The following is a 17,579-nucleotide window of genomic DNA, read 5'->3' on the forward strand; positions in this document are numbered from 1 at the left end:
GGGCGCCTTCGTCATGATGCCGTAAGGCGCCTTTGTTCTATTCCCGCGACAAGGAGCGAGTAAGATGAAACAAAGAAGCCGCGGTGTGATCCTGGCACTTATTCCATTTGCACTAATGGTGTTAGCCTTTCAACTGGTACCTATACTATCCATGTTGACGGGAAGCTTTCGCACAGCGGACGGAACGGGATTTACGTTAGGCAATTATCTGCATGCGTTGCAAAGTGCCTATTACATGCAGGCGATTAAGAACAGTCTGCTAATCTCCATAACCTCAAGTCTGATAGGGATCATTGTCGGACTTTTTTGTGCTTATTGCATTACCCGGTTTACCCCGAGAGTACGCGATAGACTTCTGATGCTGTCGAATATGACCTCTAACTTCGCAGGTGTTCCGCTGGCTTTTGCTTATATCATTTTGCTCGGAAATAATGGGGTGTTTACACTCTTATTTAAACAGTGGGGCTGGAGTGTTTTTGCCGATTTTGATCTATATAGCTGGTCAGGTCTAATACTGGTGTATGTATACTTTCAGGTTCCGTTAGCCTTACTGCTTTTGTACCCGTCCTTTTACGGAATTCGTGAGCAGTGGAGAGAGGCAGCGTCCTTACTGGGGGCTGGGCCTTGGCAGTTCTGGAAGACGATAGGCCTGCCTATTCTAACTCCGGCGATCTTCGGCACACTTGGAATTCTTTTTGCTAATGCAATGGGGGCTTATGCCACGGCTTACGCATTGGTTGGCGGAAATTACAATCTGTTGGCGGTACGTATCGGTTCACTGGTTGCCGGAGATGTGGTTACACAGCCACAAATGGGGAGTACGCTTGCTGTTCTGCTTGGTCTGACTACGATTTTGGCGGTTTATCTGAACCATTTAATGGTGCGGCGTGCAGAGAGGTTCGGAACGAAAGCACTCAGTAAACCGGATGTGAAAATCAAAGCTTCCCGGCGTTTATGGACAGCTCGTGAGGAGGTAGGGCAATGAATATACGTAAAGCAGGCTTTGCTCCACGCACCTTCATGCTGCTGCTCATGGTGTATTTGCTGCTTCCTCTTTTGGCAACGGGTATTTATGCTTTTGCACAAGATTGGCAGAATACCTTGCTGCCCCGAGCTTGGACGCTGAATTGGTTTGGGGAAATGTTTGAGGATATTCGCTTTCTGGAGGCGCTTTGGACCTCGCTTTATTTATGCCTGATCAGCGTGGTGCTGAGTCTAGCCGTGATGCTGCCAGCTGTTTTTGTCATCACCCTCTATTTTCCGCGTTGGGAGAGCTTTATGAAAGGTATTGTTGTTTTACCTTATGCGGTGCCTGGTGTTGTGGCTGCGGTAGGTCTTATTCGTACCTATTCCTCTGGTCCTTTTGATATCGCTGGAACAGCGTATTTATTGGTGGGCGCATATTTTGTGGTCATCCTTCCCTATATGTATCAGGGCATTCGCAATAGTCTGTTAACGGTTAATGCCGTAGAACTGCTGCATGCTGCGGAGCTGCTTGGTGCCCGCCGAAGAACGGCCTTCGTGAATGTGATTTTGCCTAATATATGGCCTGGGGTTATCGTCTCTACACTGTTATCATTTTCAGTTCTATTCGGCGAATTTGTCCTTACGAACATGTTAGTTGGCGGACATATTCAGACGATTCAGGTATATCTATATCAAAGGGTTGGTGAAAGTGGACATTTAGCCAGCGCGATTGCGATCTCTTATTTTCTGTTTATTCTAATTCTTTCGATGGTACTCATGAAGCTCGGTAAAAAGATGGGAGGGGGCGTTAAGGGATGAATGATTATCTAAAGCTGCAGGGTGTACGCAAAATGTTTGGGAATACCTGTGTGTTAGACAATGTTGATTTGGAGATCCGTGAAGGTGAACTTGTGACACTGCTAGGCCCCTCCGGTTGTGGAAAAAGCACATTGCTACGCTGCATAGCCGGTCTTTCAGAGCTGGATGGCGGCAGAATTCTTTTGGAAAATAAAGATCTGGGAAGTTTGCCGCCCCGTAAGCGCGAGGTAGGAATGGTGTTTCAGTCTTATGCCTTGTTCCCCAATCTGACGGTGAGCCAAAATATCGAGTATGGAATGAAAATGCGGGGATTATCGAAATCAGCCCGCCATCATCGCTGCGCGGAATTGCTGGCATTGGTCGATCTGGAGGATAAACGGGATGTATATCCGCAGTCCCTCTCCGGTGGACAGCAGCAGCGGGTAGCGCTGGCTCGTTCTCTAGCGGTGCAGCCCAAAGTATTGCTGCTGGATGAACCCTTAAGCGCACTAGATGCTAAGATACGCAAGAATTTACGTGCAGAAATTCGTGATATCCAAAAAAGGTTTAACATGACGACACTATTCGTGACACATGATCAGGAGGAAGCGCTGATTCTTTCTGACCGCATCTGTATTATGAACGGTGGCCGGATTGTGCAGGATGGCACACCTGAGGGGTTGTACTCCGCACCACGAACAGAGTTCGTTGCCCGGTTTATGGGCAGTTACAATGTATTGACCCGATCAGAAGTGATGACGTTGTTCCGGGGGATAGATAGCACGCAGGACCGCTTTGCTATTCGGCCTGAGGCGGTTACGCTGCTGCATGAGGGTGCGGGACTTCACGAGGTTGCTGCCGGAGTGCAACTGGTGGATGGCATCATTAAATCTGTCTCCGTGTTGGGCAATATTATTAGGTGTACGGTAGAGGTGGAAGACATTTGCTTAACGGTTGATCTTTTAAATGACGGACGCTGGCTGAGGCTGGTGGAAGGGGCTAACGTCACCTTGGCTCTGAACCCTTCTGAGCTGCTGCATCTGGAACGAGAGGGAGCGTAATAAGATGACTGAAATGAACAATAAACTTATTGTGGTAGTGTTGGACGGACTTAGATATGAGGCCGCACGTGAATATATGGGGTATATGGAGCATCTGGTGGAGCAGGGGAAAATATCATGTCACCGAGTGAAATCGGAATTGCCCAGTCTGTCACGCCCGCTTTATGAAGTGCTCTTGACGGGGACACCTGTGTCCAAAAATGGAATTACGGCTAACCATATTGTGAGACCAAGCCATGAAGAGAGCGTATTCCATCTCGCAGTGGCCGCTAATTTGCGCACAGCTGCTGTCGCCTATCATTGGGTCAGTGAGCTTTATAATTCGGCCCCTTTTGATCCGCTGGCTGATCGCCATCAGCACAATGTGATGAAGCCCATTCAGCATGGCAGCTTTTATTTCGAGGATCACTATCCCGACAGTCATGTGTTTGCCGACGCTGTGTATTTACGGAGTGCCTATGATCCGCATTTCCTATACATTCACTCCATGAATATAGATGACGCCGGGCATCGTTATGGCGGAGAGAGTAAAGAATATGAGCTTTCAGTGCGTAATGCCGACGGTCTGCTGGCCACTGTTTTGCCTATTTGGATGGAACAGGGCTATAAGATTATGATTACGGCAGATCACGGAATGAACGCAAATGGGTACCACGGCGGGATAACCCCTTCCGAGCGAAATGTGCCATTATATACGTTTGGGGTAGATGTATTATCTTCAGAAAAAGAGGAAGAAATGCTGCCACAGCTGCGAATGGCTCCTTTAATGTGCCACTGTTTGGGGCTGGCCCCTTCAGCAGCAATGAGTAAGGAGGGCTTGCCTCCACTTGTGCAGAAGCAATCTCATGACAAAGTGGAAGAACCTTTGCCGTTGGTATGAAATAAAATAATTAGCACGAGAAAAATCATATATTTTACCCAATTAGGAGGTTGTCTATTGAGCGCTTCTAAAGCTATGAAATGGATTACGGGTTCCTGTGAAATTATTTTGGCAATTCCAATTCTGGGTGCTGCTATTGTTATTGGCACGGGGTATTCCGTTCTGGGGTTGATGTTTATCCTACATGTGATTACATTGATTTTATCTTCAAGAGACCGTGAGTCTATCTACGGTTCAGTGCTAGGAATTATAACTTCTTTATTGGCATGGATTCCTTTTGTGGGCTGGTTCTTGCACTTAATTACTGGGATTCTGTTGATGGTGAGTGGAGGACAGAAGTCCCGTTATCCGTCGAACCATATCTATCCACAATGATGTAAAATGACTTCAATACAGCCCAATTCGGACGTTTGTCCGGTTGGGCTGTATTCATGTTATAATGAGGGCACATTTTAGCAGTAAGCACAGAGAGGAGGCGCATCCATATGGAAATAACCGCACAAGAAGTAGCAGAATGGATGGTGAAGGAGATTCGTTTTACGGGTACCTTGCATCAGACGGCGGCGATTGAATATGTGAAAGAGAATTTTGGAGAACAATTTGTATTTGTGAATGAGAACGGCAATGCCTCACTCTCCAAAGAAGTGAAGAAAGCTTTCCGGAAACTCCATGGCGGGAGAATTGCTTGGGATCGAGACGGGTTCTTGTGGGCTTGGACCTAGGTTTGGCGCTTAAAAAAATTTATAAACTGTTCAACTTATATAATGAGATAAAAAACGGACCATGCATGTATTGCAATGGCCCGTCTTTTTGCATTCCTTTTTGTTAGATATATTCTGTCATTCCCTGTTCCTTTAGAAGCTCCACGATATCTTTGACTGACTGCGCTTTATCCTTGGGACAGATTAATAGTGCATCCCCAGTATCCGCAATGATGAACCCGTCTACACCAATGGTCGTGATCAGTCTGCCATTTCCATAGATGATTGAATTATGGGTATCTATCCCCACATGATTTGCTTTTATAATGTTGCCTGCATCATCCGGAGGGAAGATTGAACCCAGTGCATCCCAGCTGCCAATATCATTCCAGCCAAACTGCCCGGAAAGCACGACAACTTCATCAGAGCGTTCTAAAATGCCGTAATCAATCGAAATATTCTGAAGCGTTGGATAGATGGCATTAATAACTTCCTCTTCCTGATCTGTACCCAAACAATCACTGATGGGCAGCATGGTTTTGTAGAGTCGAGGTAGATAACGTTTGAAATTATCAATAATGACAGAGGTCTGCCAAATAAAAATCCCACTATTCCATAGATAATTACCGGATGCCAGATAACTCTGTGCATTCTGAAAGTTTGGTTTCTCTACAAATTCATCTACATCATATACAGCCACTGGGCTTGTCGCAATTGGCGTCTTATCAAAGGCAATATAGCCGTAGCCAGTAGATGGGAAAGTAGGCTTGATTCCGATGGTTACTATTTTGTCTGACTCCATGGCAACAGTACAGGCTTCGTCTAGTGTAAGACGGAATTGTTCCTCATCCGTTATATAGTGATCGGAAGGCAGGACGACCATTAAGGAATTGCCATGAGATTTCTCTATAGATAATGCTGCAAAAAGAATGCTAGCGGCTGTATTTCGCGCCACAGGTTCAATTAGAATATTAGCTTTGAGAACGCTGCTGTGCATAATACTCTCCAACAATACTGCTTGGGTACGATTAGTAACGATAACTGTATTCTCCTGAGGAATAATCCCTTTGAAGCGTTCAATCGTATCGTTTAGCATAATGTCGTTGCCACTAATATTCAGCAGCTGCTTTGGGATTTCTTGTCTGGACAGGGGCCAAAACCGTGTTCCGCCCCCGCCGGCTAGGATCGTAGCATATTTATTCATGATGCATCACCAACCGGGCAATTGTGAAGGATATAATGCTCTCCGAGCCTTGGTTCAGGTTGAGCCCCGCGGCATGGATGCCGTCATAACAAGCACCAGTCTGCGGATCGATCAGAGGGATTCCCAAGGAATTATGCCCTAGATACCAGTTGTAGCATAATTCTGCTTGCGTAAGATAGGCGGGGTCCTCAAGAACAACAGCTGCTTCCCGGCAGGCCAGCAGCATCTCGCAGGCTTCAATGGGCTGTTCATCATAGGGTGCAGCCAGCCCATCACGCAGCAGCCAGCCATGGCTGCCGATCGGTTTATAGTAACCTTTGCTGGAGAAGGTGGTGGAAGCTAGGAAATCCAGGCTTTCCTTGGCGGTCTCCCGCAGGTCTTTATTCCCGGAGATCAGGAAGGCCCGAAGCAGAGCCCAGGGCAGCATGGAATTGCCATAAGTGATGCTGTCCTCGAACCAATTCCAGCCGTGTCCCTTATAGCGGGTATATTGATTATGCAGCCGAACCGCAATATTTTCGATCAGACTCTCAATGGTTGCCCTTGGCAGAAAGGCGGCTTCTTCGGTCGTGTTTTCAGTATGCGGGTATGGAAAAGCATAACCTAATGAGCCCGGTGCTTCGGTAAGATAACTTAGGCCGATGATGGCATAGGCTCCAGCCCGAGGTGAGCCCAAGGCTTCCAGATGCGGCAGTGCCTGATCGATCAAATACCGGCAGGTATTCATCAGGTTATCGGGCAGGGAAGCAGCATGCGACAAGGCGAACCCGAGTGCCCACAAGGTACGTCCCTGGCAATCTTCAGAACCTTTATCCTCTATAAAGGAGCGGTTATAATCCATGAAATTGCGAAAATTGCCGTCCGCTGTCTGGGAATGATAGATAAAAGAGATATACGTATGAATGAGATCGAGTGCCACGGCATCCCGGGAATTCTCGTACATTAAGACCGCAGCAATCAGGGCGCGGGCGTTATCATCGGTAGTGTAGCCCTTGGAACGGTCCGGAACCCCAAACTTGGTATGCTGAAAGATTCCTGTATCGTCCGTGATTCTGCGCAGATAGCCTGGTTTAGCCTGTACTGTGGTGGAGGTTTCCATTAAATCACGCTCCGATCAGCTGACGCCGAGCTCTGGATATGGCTGTGGAACAAGGCGGCATAGATTTTGGCGATTTCGTTCCAGCGCATAGTGAGCCCGAGCTTCAACGTACGGTCTTCCATCGTTTGCACCAGGGCGGGGCTATTCAGCAAGCGCAAAATGCAGGCTTCCAAGGAAGCAGAATCATGAAAATCAGCCAGTAGACCGCGGCCTTCTGCCAACATTTCCTGGGCGTAGCGGTATGGGGTCGACACGATGACCCGGCCATAACCGACTCCGTAGGCCAGGGTGCCGCTGACGGCCTGATCCTTACCCAGATAAGGAGTCACATAAATATCTGACATGACCAAGGACTCTATTACTTCTTCTTGGGTCAGCAACTTATCGACGAATTGGACATTGTCCTGCAGGTCAAACATTTCTACGAGGTCCGTCAGTTTCTGGCGGTAAACTTCGCCGGATTCCAGCTTGACGACCGGATGGGTCTTGCCCCAGACAATGTAAAGTGCTTCGGGATGTCGCTTGACCACGCCGCGCATAGCTTCGATGCTGTATTCAATCCCTTTGCCGGGACTGAGGAAGCCGAAGGTGGAGAGGATTTTGCGGTCTGGATAACCGTATTGTGCTTTGAGGCTGGAGCGTGAAGCTGTGCTCACTTGAGGGACACCGTGATGGATGAATGTAATTTTGGAAACTGGGATCTCATAAATAGTAGATAAATCAGTAAGGGTTGATTCCGCCATCGTCACGACCTGCACGCTACGCTCGGCCAGACATCGGATGATCTGATGCTGCTTAGGGGAGGGCTTGGTCAACACTGTGTGAAAAACAACAACATACGGAATGTTCAAACGTTCGACAAAGGGCAGCAGGTATTCACCGCTTTCTCCGCCGTAGATGCCAAATTCATGTTGGATGACCAACAAATCGGTATCGGAATTGTTGAGGAAATCGGCCGTATCTATATAATCTGCGTAATTATGCTGGTCGATCTGCCGTATTACCTGCTGATCGTAAGCGTAGGTTTCATTGTTGTTTATGGCAATAATCCGGGGCGGGTTGAAGCCGGGAAGGTGGATAAGTTCATCTAGCAGATCCTGTGTGAACGTGGCGATACCGCACTCTCGCGGCAGACTGGTTCCCAGGAACACGATGTTGTGATTACGGACTGTATTTTTCATTCAAAGAGCCTCCCTAATGGTCTTGCGATTGGTCTGGATACAAAAAAAGAAAATAAAGAAGACTCTATTTTCTGAATAGGGAAAGGTATTTGGTTTTCTGAAATTAGAAATGTTGCAAATTATTTCCTAATCCCACTGTAACATGACCGTTTTATCTTGTCAATTCGATTGACGCCTTGGGGTTAGTGCGGATATATTATTGGAGGAGGTGTAGGAATGCCAGTCATACGCAGTAAACTGAGTGAGGTCATGGAGAGGCATGATCCGAAATTATCGATCCGCAAGCTTGCTAAAGAGATCAATTACCATTTTGATTCGGTACGCCGAATGTATAAGAATGAGATGGTGCAGTATCCAAGGGATCTGTTGCTAAAATTATGTGTATACTTTAATGTCCAGCCCGGCGAGCTGATTGCCATGGATGCGGAAGACAACGATTGGGTGATCGATCGTTCAAATGATTACGAGGAGGACGGCGATGACAAGGAACCCGGCACGGACAGCCACCTGTAAGCAGCTTCTGGATACATATCATGCCGGACGCGGTACAACCACTGTAAATAAAATGACGTTCACGGGTGTTGGGCACCGGGATGTCTATAATATAACCGCCCCGTTTATGTATAACGGGGAAGAGGTACTAATGGGAAGAGTTGAGGAACGGGACAGTGAGTTCTCTCAAGTCTTCTTTTTTACATGCCATGATGGGGTTTGGAGACCTCGTGCGCATACGCATACGTACAATTTACAGGACCCGTGCTGGACCCGGATCAGGGGGGAACTTATTGTGGGCGGGGTGGAAGTGATTACGGCAGCGGATGATCCGCACCGGATTGTCTCCTGGGTGACCCAGTTCTACCGGGGATATCACATCGATTCTTTGACCCACTTTTCTTCAGGTCCCGGCACGATGAAGGATATCCGGCTTATCGAGCTTGATAATGGCAGTGTAGGCGTATTTACCCGGCCGCAGGGCGAGCGGGGTGGGCGGGGGCAGATTGGGTTCACAGTGATTCCTTCGCTGGACGAACTAAATGAGCAGACCTTCATTGATGCCGAGGTTTTACAGGATCAATTCGTGCCCGAAGAGTGGGGGGGAGCCAATGAAGCTCATCTGCTGCGGGGTGGAATGGTGGGCGTATTGGGCCACATTGCTTGCTTCGATAGTGCCGGAAACAAACACTATTATGCCATGGCTTTTTCGCTGAATCCTGAGACTTATAAGGCAACTCCTGTCAAAATAATAGCAGTCCGCAGTGATTTTCCGGCGGGTCCGGGCAAGCGCAAGGAACTGGAGGATGTCATCTTCAGTGGTGGCTTGAAACGTCTTGGAGGAGGCCGGGCGGTATTGTCTGTAGGGGTGAGTGATGCAGAAGCGTATCAGATTGAAATCGCTGACCCATTTGACGAATATGAATCCTAGTGTTCTTCCAGTAAGTTTGACTAGATTATATGGTCATGTTACACTTGGTGTGACAAGAATTTATGGTCAAAGAGAGCGGGAAACCCAATGAATAAGTTTATTCAATTCAACACACGTAAGACTGACACCAAGTCCAACATCAATCAGGCGCGTAAGCAAGGACGTATTCCGGCTGTATTATATGGTATTGGTAAAGAGACTCTGACGTTGGAAGTGAATGAAAAAGAACTTCTGGACATTCTCAAAAAGAATCCGCGCGCAATTCTGCAAGGTAAGGTATCGGAAGAGCTAGAGGTTCCGGTCGTGGTTCAGAACATTCAGAAGGATACCCTGTCCGGCAAAATTCTGCATATTGATTTTCAACATGTAAATATGAAAAAGAGCATGGACAGCAAGGTGACTATTCATTTTGCAGGTGAAGCCGTAGGGATTAAAGCAGGCGGCACGCTTCAGGTTGAAATTTATGAAGTGGAAGTTCGCTGTATGCCTGAAGATCTTCCTACCTCCATGGAAGTGGATATCAGCGGACTGGATATTGGCGACCAGTTGCTCGTCTCTGATCTGATCTTCAAGGACGGTATTGAAGTGTTGACCGAACCGTCAACCGTAATGATCCAGATCAAGACTGTGCATGAAGAAGAGGAAGAAGAAGCGGTAGTAACTCCAGCTTAAACATATATTTTTATAAAAAAGGCAAGTTTCCAGGGAAGAGGAAACTTGCTTTTTTTGCGTTGAATCATACAGGAACTTCTCGTTGGTCCTTTGCCATAGGGGAACTACATAACGGGCAGGGCTTTGAGGTTAAATGATCCTCAGCTCCGCCCGCTTTCATGCGTGTCCAGCCAGGACAGGTACTGCTTGTACAATTCCATACCGCAACGACATGGGTTCTTGTCGCAGTTGTCCGGCTGGTAGGTAAGGATCTTGTTGTCACTGTTCTGCTCACCGTAGTCGTTGCTGTGGAAGAAACGGCAGAGCGGAAGGCTGATAACATGAAGCGGGAGACCTCTGCTTTTTTGCCTCGATGCCTCGCAGGTGAACTGATAAATAGCTCTTCCCGGGCTCTAGTAACAGCTACGTAAGCCAGTCTTCGCTCCTCTTCCAGGGCAGCCAAGCTTGAACTTCCACTATTTGCAGCGGCCAGCTTGCGGTCCTTGAGCCGGTCGCCCTCCAGGGCGGAGCTATGCGGGAGAATTCCTTCAGAGGCTCCAATCAAAAAGACCACAGGAAACTCTAATCCCTTGGATTTGTGAATGGTCATAAGCGCGATCCGATTCCCTTGTTCTTTGGTGCCCGGCTGACGATTATGTTCATTACGTTCCGTAACATTATCTATGAAATCCAAAAAGGCAGGAATACTATCAAATCGCTCTGCAGACGATTCTAGTTCATCTAGCATTTCTTTTAACGTTTCGCGATGCAAGGTTGCTTGATGCCGCTCATTCGCTTCGATGAAATAATCATAGAATTGCGTGCGGACCTGGCGAATCGCTTGGACTGGGGTTAACTCGCGCATATTGCGAATTAGATCCAGCCGCTCTCTAAGCTTAGTGCCCTTGAAATCCTCCATGCCGGGCATGGACAACAGATGGATTAGTGGGCCTTGCTTTGGTTGTCTAGCTTCCATCTGCCGGATGTGATTCATACCTTTTTCACGGTTCATATAAAGAGTAGGCAGGATGTTCTCCATAGCCGCAAAATTCCGCCGATTCACGGAGAGACGCATATGATCCACGACCGGGGAAATTAGCCAGTGTTCGTACAGTAATTGCCCTTCTCCATAATCAATATAGGGAATATCGCGTAAAAGAAGTAATTCCAGAACGGCCCGGTTGCTGCTGGACGCTCTATATAACATGGCGAAGTCGCTATATTCTCTTTTGCCGCTCGAAACCTCGTTTAAAATATGCTCAACCATCTGCTCAGCTTCCTCGTCTGCTGTCTGGGGACGCATATACCGGGGCTGACTCCCGCTCCCTTTGGCAGCTTGCAGGGTTTTGGAACGCCGGCGCGTATTGTGCCGGATAATACCGTTGCCGAGTCCGACTATAGCTGGACCAGAACGGTAATTAATATCAAGTGTAATAACCCTTGCTCCCGGGTACAGCTTCTCGAATTCCAGAATGAATTCACTGCGTGCCCCGTTGAAGGAATAAATCGTCTGGTCATCGTCGCCAACCACCATCAGATTATGCTGCGGGTGAGCAATCATTTTGACTAATTCGTATTGCAGGGCATTGGTATCCTGAAACTCATCCACCATCACGTATAGATATCTCATCTGCAATTCCTGTAAAAGCGTAGGACGCTCCTTCAGCATCCGATAGGCGATTAAGAGGACATCATCGAAGTCGATTTTAAAATTGTCTAGTTTCCATTGTTCGTAGATTTCCAGAATGGATTTCATTTCTTTTTCAGCGGTGGTTCCTTCAGGCAAGCCTTCTACGGTACCCATGTTCATCTTGCAGGAAGAGAGCAGGGAGAGTAGCGTTTCCGGTGGATAGGCATCTTTAGGTAGCCCTAGCTCACGCATGATTTGTTTCAACAGGATGTGCTGGCGCCGCGTCTCACTGAAAATCTCTTGCTGCAATCCTTGTCTGCGCAAGAAAAATAAGAAAAAGGAATGAAACGTGCGGGCCTGCAGCCGCGCGACGTCCGCTGGGCCTACTCCCGGTAATAGGGCGATCCGTTCGCGCATTTCCGCCGCAGCTTTACTCGAAAAAGTCAGCAATAGCAGCTGACTTGGCGAGACACCGCGCACGGACAACAAATAACCGGTTCGGCAGATCAGAACCGAGGTTTTGCCGGAGCCTGCGCCGGCCAGTGTTAGAAGCGGCCCTTTATGATGCCGTACCGCAGAAATCTGCGGACGATTGAGCAGGATGCCGCCTTCTTCCAGCCTGCGAAAATAAGCGGAGTCCTCATCCTCCCGCTTCACCAGTTCTTGGCTTGTCTGCGCTGAGGCCACAGCCGCTTGCGGGATCCGCTCACCAGTAGCTCCCAGTGGGATATTATGAAATAAAAGCTTATTCAATAGATTCACCTTCATTATTTCTGTATAGAGTGGTCTCAACAAATCTAGTTCTATGATGTTTGAGTTCATCTTAAAATGTGCCGAAAATTTAGCCAATCTACAATATACCATCCCAGGCTTTTTACTGCACAGGAAAAGTGTTGGATATTGAGCCAGTAAAAATATGGGGATTGGTGTGGGAGTGGGACACAACGGTGGTATAAATCCCGTAGATAGGCTGGAATGTGACTGCGTGGGCGGAATGTACGGTATAAATCCCACAGATAGGCTGGAATGTGGCTGCGTGGACTGAATGTACGGTATAAATCCCGTAGATTGGATGGATTGTGGCTGCGTAGGCGGAATGTACGGTATAAATCCCGTAGATTGGATGGATTGTGGCTGCGTGGGCGGAATGTACGGTATAAATCCCGTAGATTGGATGGAAAGTGGCTGCGTGGGCGGGATGTACGGTATAAATCCCGTAGATAAGCTGGGATGTGGCTGCGTGGGCGAAATGTACGGTATAAATCCCGTAGATTAGCTGGAATGTGGCTGCGTGAGCGGAATGTACGGTAAAAATCCCGTAGATTAGCTGGAATATGGCTGCGTGGGCGGAATGTACGGTATAAATCCCGTAGATTGGATGGAAAGTGACTACGTGGGCGGAATGTACGGTATAAATCCCGTAGATTGGATGGAAAGTGGCTGCGTGGGCGGAATGTACGGTATAAATCCCGTAGATTAGCTGGATCGTGGCTGCGTGGGCGGAATGTACGGTATAAATCCCGTAGATTGGATGGAAAGTGGCTGCGTGGGCGGAATGAGGGGCAAAAACGCCCTAGAAAAGGGCAAATCCGCCACCGTAAGCGAAAAGAGAGGCATATATGCCCTAGAAAGAAGCAGAAGAGGAGTTGGGACATGGAAGAGAGGCAAAAATGCCCTAAATAAGGGCAAATCCGCCTCCATAAGCAAAAAGAGAGGCATATATGCCCTAGAAATGAGCAGAAGAGGAGCAGCGACGTGGAAGAGAGGCAAAAAAGCCCTAAATAAGGGCAAATCCACCCCCATAAGCGAAAAGAGAGGCATATATGCCCTAGAAAGAAGCAGAAGAGGAGTTGGGACATGGAAGAGAGGCAAAAATGCCCTAAATAAGGGCAAATCCGCCTCCATAAGCAAAAAGAGAGGCATATATGCCCTAGAAATGAGCAGAAGAGGAGCAGCGACGTGGAAGAGAGGCAAAAAAGCCCTAAATAAGGGCAAATCCGCCTCCGTAAGCGAAAAGAGAGGCATATATGCCCTAGAAATGAGCAGAAGAGGAGCTGCGACGTAGAAGAGGGGCAAAAATGCCCTAGAAAAGGGCAAATCCGCCTCCATAAGCGAAAAGAGAGGCATATTTGCCCCAGTAAAGGGCGCCGGGTGCAGGTCTGCTTCTATTTTTAAAATATAAAAATTTCTGCCCCGCACATCGCAGGCTTGTCCAGCGCACATTTGCCACTCTCCTGAACAATTCTGTGATGCCCATTCCCTTTTCCTATCATGCTCATATCCTAAAGCAAAAACATGATATGGAGATGACCCTATGCCCTCGCCCAGTAAGGCCCGCATCAGACATGCCGTTACTATAGATGTACTGATTCCCGCGATTGAAAAAGATTTACAGACCCTTCCCCATGTGATTGACGCTGTTAGAAAGCAGGTTAAGCATCCCATCGGCCGGATATTAATTGTTGCTCCCAAAAAGAAACGGATGATTGAGTTCTGCCGCACAAAAGGCTGTACCTTTATTGACGAGAATACGGTGCTGCCGATTACGAAAAAAGACATTCATTACCGCTCACGCACCTGGGAACGTTCCGGCTGGCTATTCCAACAGCTGCTGAAGCTGAATGGCGACAAGCTCTGCACGGCGGATTATTTTTTGGTCATTGATGCGGATACCGTTCTGATCACCCCCCACCATTTTCGGGCGAATGGCAAGACACTCTTTTACAGCCGGAACTGGAGCCAACCACAGTATTTTGTAACCTATAAGAAACTCATGGGCCGCAAGGTGACCGCAAAATCATCATTTGTGACCCATTATATGCTGTTTGAACGCAGTCAATTGGCCCAAATGAAAAGAGAGATAGAAGCAAAACACCAAATGCCCTGGTATCGAGCTATTTTACACAGTATGAACCGCTCCAAGCAATTTGCCTTTTCCGAATTCGAAACCTATGCCAATTACCTGTATTCGAAGAATCGCGAGGGAATGAAAATTCAAAAAGCGCGTAATAAAGGTCTCCATATGAATGCAGGACAGCTATCCAAGCAGAAAGTGAATCAGCTGGCTGAGAAGTATAGATCATTGTCTTTTCATAAACGAAAGGGGTATGTGAGAACACCGGGGGCTAAATCCAGCGCAGGGGGGCGATAGGGTTGCAGATCGTACTCCTTTCAGGGGGATCGGGGAAGCGGTTGTGGCCGCTATCAAATGAGATCAGGTCAAAAGCTTTTTTAAGGCTGCTTCCAACAGAAGCTGGCGGTATGGAGTCGATGATCGAGCGGGTATGCAGAGGGCTGGAAGAGGTAGGTTTGTTGGATTCAAGCTGCATAGTGACTCATCGCAGTCAGGTGGAGATTACTCGCAAATCCGTTGGTGCTCAAGTCCCTTTATTAGCGGAGCCGCAGAAACGGGGGACTTTTACTGCAGTAGCTCTGGCGGCAAGTTATCTGCATTCTGTGAAGGGTATGGACTCAAAAGAGATCGTAGTGGTCATTCCGGTGGATTCGTATGTGGAGACTTCTTTTTTTAAACAGCTTCATCAATTTCCAAGTGTGCTTGCCGAATCACAAGCGGACATTGCTTTAATTGGTGTTTTACCTGAATTTCCTTCTACACAGTTCGGTTATATTCTGCCGGGTGAAGGGTCTGGGGTAGGGGGGACGTCTTTTTTAAATGTTAAGCAGTTTGCGGAGAAACCGAACGAATCGACAGCCGCCGAGTTCATTTCTCAGGGAGGACTGTGGAATTGCGGCGTGTTTTCCTGCTCATTAGGGTACCTGCTCTCAAGTATGGTGGAACGGGATCTTCCAGTAGATTACATGGAGTTTATGGAGCATTATGATCAATTGCCAGAACGAAGCTTTGACTATGAGGTGCTAGAACACACGCGGCGTGCGATAGTCATCCCCTATATTGGGGTGTGGGCGGATATTGGCAGCTGGGATGCACTTGTTCCCCATTTGCAAGGAAGAGTAATTGGCAGTGGGAGTATTTCTGAGGATTCAAAAGGTACCCATTTGATCAACGAACTCTCTTGTCCTGTGCATATCATCGGCGCTCCTGGTTTAATCGTGGCGTCGGGGCCAGATGGCATTTTGGTTGCTGGGATAGAGCAGGCAAAACGAATTAAGCAGAAGCTGGAGGGCCCTGCAGCGAAGCCGATGATTGAAGAAAAACGCTGGGGCACCTCACGCATTTTGGACTTCTCTCGTACGGCGGCAGGTATTGAGGTTACGACCTCTAAAATAACTATTTTGGCAGGCGAGCACACCAGCTACCATTTTCATCGGCATACTAAAGAAGTTTGGTCTTTTCTTTCTGGGAATGGAGAATACCGGATGAATGGCCATCTTCATGCGGTTGCCGCCGGGGACACGGTCACGGTACCTGCTGGTACGAAGCATGGACTGCGGGCCATTACAGCGCTCGAATTGATTATTATTGAACTGTTGGAATTTCCTGAGGTGGATGACTACGTACGAGTGTCTGCCGAATGGGAGGGGGAGGACAGCTTCCTTGATGATTTGGGATGAATGGAAAGGTAGTTCGCTTTAACCTGGGGCAGCTATAGATATGGATAGATTGACCGGCTGAAGTGAAATAGATGTATTCAGTGCAACTATTTCGTGGAGTAGCGAATGTCTTGCGATTTAGATGTAGTTTGTACAGTTAAAAATCGCGAATTTTTGCGTTTTGAATAGATTTGCTGAATATAAGTGTACAGAGTGCAATTAAATCCGAATTAGCGCCTAAAAGAGGGCATTTAACTGTACGAAGTACAACTAATTCTTGAGAGGGACGGGGGATGCAATAGGCAAGCCACAGTAAGCTACAGGAAAGCGATAAGTAAGCTATAGGTAAGCCACAGTAAGCTACAGGAAAGCGATAAGTAAGCTATAGGCAAGCCACAAGTAAGCTATAGGCACGCCACAACCTAAACCTAAACCTAAAGTGTAAATGAGAGACCCCTACCCAGCAAAAATAAACCCACAAATAGCACCGTGAGCAGAACTGCCCACGGTGCTATTTGTGCATCCGCTGCTTTATGCAGAAATTATTTTTTAGAATTTCTTTTCAAAAGATGCTCAATTCCTGCCGCGACTCCGTCTTCCTCATTACTGGTGGTGATGAATTCCGCCATTTCCTTAAGAATTGGCGCTGCGTTAGCCATAGCAATCCGGTAGCCGGCCTTCTCGAACATCGGCTGATCGTTATAACTGTCGCCCATGACAGCTACATCCGCTAGCGGGATACCATAATGGTCAGCAAGCATGGTTACACCGGAGCCTTTGTTGGCCTCTTCATGGTTAATCTCAATATTATTTACATGGGAGGCGGTAATAATTAAGCCCGGAATAGCTGCGAAGCGGGTGGAAGCTTCCTTGAGCAGCTCTCGGTTTAGAGAAAAAGCCAATGTTTTATAAATAACATTTTCCTCCTTGCTCCACACCTCTTCCATACTCTCCACATAGGTAACCGCTGCTTGTTGAAACTGTTGATCGATCATTGCTTTCAGCAGCCAGCTGACTTCTTCAGGAACTTCTTCATCGCTTAGTGCAGATAATTTCTCTAACCGTACACGTTTGTTCAGCTCTACATAAACGTTATCCTCAGTGTATACCTCGTAATACAAGTCCGGAATTTCGTTCATCCAGCGCAGAGCGGGAATGATGTCTGCTTTATTCAGCGGCGTGCTTGCCGCGAGGGTGCGATCAAATAATGTGACGACTGCGCCATTTAGACTGACTACAGGACATTCCAGATCCGCTAGCCGAAGCTGACGTTCTGCATCCATAAAAGAGCGGCCTGTGGCAATGATAACAATGTGACCTAGTTTCTGAGCTTTTATAATAGCTTCGCGGTTTTTTGGACTGATGTTTCCTTCTTCGTTCAGTAATGTTCCATCCATATCTAAAGCAATCAGCATATTGTATGAGCTCCTTTTCCAGGTAAAGTGGTACTTTTTAAGGGGTATTGAAACGTTA

The 17,579-nt window shown here is 47.6% G+C and carries 18 protein-coding genes; 13 read left to right on the top strand and 5 right to left on the bottom strand.

Features of this window, described 5'->3' with window-relative positions; all coding sequences use genetic code 11:
• The first annotated feature begins 64 nt into the window (after window positions 1–64).
• The 6 genes from MHI32_RS01855 (at window position 65) to MHI32_RS01880 (ending at window position 4,427) form a co-directional block, all read left to right on the top strand.
• Window positions 65–985, top strand: coding sequence for an ABC transporter permease subunit (locus tag MHI32_RS01855; RefSeq protein ID WP_076186154.1), 921 nt, complete (start codon window positions 65–67; stop codon window positions 983–985).
• The gene (locus tag MHI32_RS01860; protein WP_076186152.1) at window positions 982–1,785 is read left to right on the top strand and encodes an ABC transporter permease subunit; all 804 of its coding nucleotides are present in this window, start codon (window positions 982–984) and stop codon (window positions 1,783–1,785) included. Before MHI32_RS01855 ends, MHI32_RS01860 begins: the two co-directional genes overlap by 4 nt.
• Window positions 1,782–2,825 carry an ABC transporter ATP-binding protein gene (locus MHI32_RS01865; protein ID WP_076127045.1) on the top strand — a complete coding sequence of 348 codons (1,044 nt, stop codon included), beginning with the start codon at window positions 1,782–1,784 and terminating at the stop codon, window positions 2,823–2,825. The genes MHI32_RS01860 and MHI32_RS01865 overlap by 4 nt, the downstream gene beginning before the upstream one ends.
• A 4-nt stretch (window positions 2,826–2,829) precedes the next feature.
• Complete coding sequence (locus MHI32_RS01870) at window positions 2,830–3,705, top strand: alkaline phosphatase family protein (protein WP_340011805.1); 876 nt, start codon at window positions 2,830–2,832, stop codon at window positions 3,703–3,705.
• Between the two features lie 57 nt (window positions 3,706–3,762).
• A complete protein-coding gene (locus MHI32_RS01875; protein WP_036687337.1) occupies window positions 3,763–4,080 on the top strand; it encodes a hypothetical protein in 318 nt (105 codons plus the stop codon).
• A 110-nt stretch (window positions 4,081–4,190) separates the two neighbouring features.
• Window positions 4,191–4,427 carry a hypothetical protein gene (locus tag MHI32_RS01880; RefSeq protein WP_036687339.1) on the top strand — a complete coding sequence of 79 codons (237 nt, stop codon included), beginning with the start codon at window positions 4,191–4,193 and terminating at the stop codon, window positions 4,425–4,427.
• Between the two features lie 103 nt (window positions 4,428–4,530).
• Here MHI32_RS01880 and MHI32_RS01885 read toward each other — a convergent pair whose 3' ends face one another.
• Genes MHI32_RS01885 through MHI32_RS01895 form a run of 3 tightly spaced genes read right to left on the bottom strand, consistent with a single transcriptional unit; the run spans window position 4,531 to window position 7,890 of the window.
• Complete coding sequence (locus MHI32_RS01885) at window positions 4,531–5,610, bottom strand: mannose-1-phosphate guanylyltransferase (RefSeq protein ID WP_036687341.1); 1,080 nt, start codon at window positions 5,608–5,610, stop codon at window positions 4,531–4,533.
• Entirely contained in the window at window positions 5,603–6,709 is a 1,107-nt protein-coding gene (locus MHI32_RS01890; protein WP_340011806.1) for a glycosyltransferase, read from the bottom strand. Before MHI32_RS01890 ends, MHI32_RS01885 begins: the two co-directional genes overlap by 8 nt.
• A complete protein-coding gene (locus MHI32_RS01895; RefSeq protein ID WP_076275948.1) occupies window positions 6,709–7,890 on the bottom strand; it encodes a glycosyltransferase family 4 protein in 1,182 nt (393 codons plus the stop codon). The genes MHI32_RS01890 and MHI32_RS01895 overlap by 1 nt, the downstream gene beginning before the upstream one ends.
• 216 nt (window positions 7,891–8,106) lie before the next feature.
• Here MHI32_RS01895 and MHI32_RS01900 point away from each other — a divergent pair, with 216 nt between their 5' ends.
• The 3 genes from MHI32_RS01900 (at window position 8,107) to MHI32_RS01910 (ending at window position 9,985) form a co-directional block, all read left to right on the top strand.
• Window positions 8,107–8,403 carry a helix-turn-helix transcriptional regulator gene (locus MHI32_RS01900; RefSeq protein ID WP_051491502.1) on the top strand — a complete coding sequence of 99 codons (297 nt, stop codon included), beginning with the start codon at window positions 8,107–8,109 and terminating at the stop codon, window positions 8,401–8,403.
• Window positions 8,369–9,313 carry a DUF1861 family protein gene (locus tag MHI32_RS01905; protein ID WP_076186146.1) on the top strand — a complete coding sequence of 315 codons (945 nt, stop codon included), beginning with the start codon at window positions 8,369–8,371 and terminating at the stop codon, window positions 9,311–9,313. Before MHI32_RS01900 ends, MHI32_RS01905 begins: the two co-directional genes overlap by 35 nt.
• Window positions 9,314–9,400: 87 nt before the next feature.
• Complete coding sequence (locus MHI32_RS01910) at window positions 9,401–9,985, top strand: 50S ribosomal protein L25 (protein ID WP_076101172.1); 585 nt, start codon at window positions 9,401–9,403, stop codon at window positions 9,983–9,985.
• Window positions 9,986–10,049: 64 nt separating this feature from the next.
• Here MHI32_RS01910 and MHI32_RS01915 read toward each other — a convergent pair whose 3' ends face one another.
• Complete coding sequence (locus tag MHI32_RS01915; RefSeq protein WP_340011807.1) at window positions 10,050–12,347, bottom strand: UvrD-helicase domain-containing protein; 2,298 nt, start codon at window positions 12,345–12,347, stop codon at window positions 10,050–10,052.
• A 292-nt stretch (window positions 12,348–12,639) separates the two neighbouring features.
• Between MHI32_RS01915 and MHI32_RS01920 the strand changes: the two genes are divergently transcribed.
• The 4 genes from MHI32_RS01920 (at window position 12,640) to MHI32_RS01935 (ending at window position 16,127) form a co-directional block, all read left to right on the top strand.
• Entirely contained in the window at window positions 12,640–12,870 is a 231-nt protein-coding gene (locus MHI32_RS01920; RefSeq protein WP_339189190.1) for a hypothetical protein, read from the top strand.
• Window positions 12,871–13,089: 219 nt separating this feature from the next.
• A complete protein-coding gene (locus MHI32_RS01925) occupies window positions 13,090–13,659 on the top strand; it encodes a hypothetical protein (RefSeq protein ID WP_340011808.1) in 570 nt (189 codons plus the stop codon).
• Between the two features lie 249 nt (window positions 13,660–13,908).
• Entirely contained in the window at window positions 13,909–14,745 is an 837-nt protein-coding gene (locus tag MHI32_RS01930; RefSeq protein ID WP_076124729.1) for a DUF6492 family protein, read from the top strand.
• A 2-nt stretch (window positions 14,746–14,747) separates the two neighbouring features.
• On the top strand, window positions 14,748–16,127 hold the full coding sequence (locus MHI32_RS01935) for a sugar phosphate nucleotidyltransferase (protein ID WP_340011809.1): 1,380 nt from the start codon (window positions 14,748–14,750) through the stop codon (window positions 16,125–16,127).
• 521 nt (window positions 16,128–16,648) lie between these two features.
• Here the strand turns inward: MHI32_RS01935 and MHI32_RS01940 are convergent.
• Window positions 16,649–17,521: a Cof-type HAD-IIB family hydrolase gene (locus MHI32_RS01940; RefSeq protein ID WP_340011810.1), complete on the bottom strand. Its 873-nt coding sequence runs from the start codon at window positions 17,519–17,521 to the stop codon at window positions 16,649–16,651.
• Window positions 17,522–17,579 lie beyond the last annotated feature (58 nt).

Origin of the sequence: Paenibacillus sp. FSL H7-0690 (assembly GCF_037980415.1) — a bacterium.
Taxonomy (GTDB): domain Bacteria; phylum Bacillota; class Bacilli; order Paenibacillales; family Paenibacillaceae; genus Paenibacillus_AQ; species Paenibacillus_AQ odorifer.